This is a genomic window from Methylophaga muralis, assembly GCF_001720165.1.
Lineage (GTDB): Bacteria > Pseudomonadota > Gammaproteobacteria > Nitrosococcales > Methylophagaceae > Methylophaga > Methylophaga muralis.
In genome coordinates, this window is record NZ_MCRI01000081.1 from 1 (window position 1) to 2,304 (window position 2,304).

3 protein-coding genes are annotated in these 2,304 nt (G+C 37.4%); all 3 read right to left on the bottom strand.

All coding sequences use genetic code 11. The features are described 5' to 3' along the window. Positions 1-502, bottom strand: a 502-nt coding sequence (locus tag A9E74_RS13615) for a hypothetical protein (RefSeq protein WP_425412326.1), incomplete at its 3' end; no start/stop codon positions are given. A gap of 9 nt (positions 503-511) precedes the next feature. Next, positions 512-1,489, bottom strand: coding sequence for an AAA family ATPase (locus A9E74_RS13620; RefSeq protein ID WP_069297137.1), 978 nt, complete (start codon positions 1,487-1,489; stop codon positions 512-514). Between the two features lie 120 nt (positions 1,490-1,609). Further along, complete coding sequence (locus A9E74_RS13625; protein ID WP_069297138.1) at positions 1,610-2,149, bottom strand: recombinase family protein; 540 nt, start codon at positions 2,147-2,149, stop codon at positions 1,610-1,612. Between the last annotated feature and the right edge of the window lie 155 nt (positions 2,150-2,304).

The following is a 2,304-nucleotide window of genomic DNA, read 5'->3' on the forward strand; positions in this document are numbered from 1 at the left end:
CGGTCCAAAGTGAATCAAGAACCGCTGTTCTAAAATCCTGAATTGTATCTATTAGTTTTCTATTATCTAGAGGATGTCCAACACGAGACTTTTTTTCTTGAAGATAATCTTCAATTTTCAGTTCAAAAGTATCTAACTTACCTTCAGGTACGAAAATAGTTGCGTATGTTTTATCCGCTCTTTGGACTACGTTAAGTAACTCAATACCATGTCTTGCGTCAGCTAAGCTTTCAACTGCCAGATCTATATCAGGAAAACTTTTAAACTCTACTTGGATACCAATGGGAGAGGTTAGGTGCTCAAGCTCTTGAGATAAAATTTTATTTTCGAAGTCACTTCGTACTTGCGAGAGATTTTGCATCAGATTAGCGCCATGTTTTTGGCGATCTTGTTTGGGAATAAGTGGTTTTTTCCCACCCCCAGTCGATGGAGAAGTGTAAGATTCAGAGGTGGCTACTGCTCTAAAGTGAAAATGTTGTTTTACATCCTTGTTCTCTGCCACTATGAATCCTTAAACATGCAGTTTATGAGACATTCTTCTTCGGTCATCAACAGCAAGACATAACATTTCAAGGGTGATTTTCTCTTTATCATCAATCAAGTAATCTTTTATTGCATCTTGTGCAGCTAAAGTTACCTCAGCATTACTAAGTCCATGAGCGAAATCAGCTAGTTTTGCCCATGGAAATTGTCCTTTAACATACTGTGATAACCTTGATTTGAAAAGTGACACAATTTCTGACTTGGTTGGTAAATGATATTTGATTACATCATCAAAACGTCTAAACAAAGCGTGGTCTAGTATTTCCACATGATTGGTTGCGCAAACAATCAAGCTGTTCGAGACATCCTCTTCCAACATTTGTAAAAAGCTGTTTAATATTCTTCTAGCCTCCCCAACATCATTTACAGATTGTCTTTGGGAACCAAGCGCATCAAACTCATCAAAGAAGTAAACCCCCCTAACATTTTGGATAGCATCGAAAATTTGTCTCAATTTTGCAGCTGACTCACCCATAAACTTTGTGATGACGGCATCTAATCTGACTTGGAATAATGGGTATCCTAATTCTCCAGCTAAGATTGACGCTGTATATGTTTTACCTGTACCTGGCGGTCCAGCTAATAGTATTTTTCTTCTTGCACTTAATCCATGGTTTTTAAGTTTTGCTAAATGCCGTTGCTCACGAACAATTCTAATGAGTTTATCTTTAACATCTGTAGAAGTGACAAGATCAACAAGTTTAACTTTAGGACTCGTAGCATAAAGTAGCCCTGTAGAATCTTTAATGCCCTTCGCAATGGATATAGGTGTTGAAGTTCTAGATTTTTTTGCTTTTTCAACAATGTCACGAAGCTCTAAAGCTAATTTTCCATGACCAATTTTTGCTTCATGCGCTGCTACTTGCAAAGCAATAGACAAAAATCTCTCTTCATCACCTGTAATGTGCGATTTCAAAAGAGCTTTTATTTGTTCTGAGCTAGCCATTTTTATGTTTTTTCATTTTCTTAGTTGGTGTTTAGTGATTGGGTTTTTAAATTAATATAATTCGAAGTCTACTCTAAATATTCAAATTAAAATATTTTGGAATGAGGGGTATCGTGTTTGTTATGAAACTTTAATACGTTGAACAGTAGATACTGAAATCCCTAAATGAGCCGCTGTCTTTCTAATTGATATACCACTAGCCAACACCTCCAATACCTTTTCACGGTTAATCTGTTGAGGCCGCCCTTTGTATTTTCCAGCTTGTTTAGCTTTATTTATACCTTCTCTCTGACGTTCTAACAACATGGAACGCTCGAACTGGTATACGGCCCCAAGCACTCCCAGCATAAGCTCCTGAATAGGGTTCTCCTCCCCTGTGAAAGTCATGTTTTCTTTGTGAAACTTAATACTGACACCTTTGCTGTTAAGTAACTTCACCAAGTTGATCAGGTCTTCAAGGTTACGCGCCATACGGGATATATCATGCGTGTGTACTTCATCGCCTTTCCTGACAAAATTGAGTAATGCTTTAAGGTTTGGCCTGTTGGTATCTTTACCTGAACACTTATCTTCAAAAACTTCATCCAGTTCAACCCCGTCAAGCTGACGCTCTGAGTTCTGGTCTAAAGTTGATACCCTAATATAACCGACACGCTTCACCGTGTAACACCCCTGTATTCATTTAAATCTAAGAAGTGCGCAAGATATCGTATTCATAAACCAAAAACAACTTATTTGAATACGTTTATTGTATTCACCTTGACTGTATTCACAGGGTGTACTTAAAAACACATAATGTAACTAAATTGAAACAT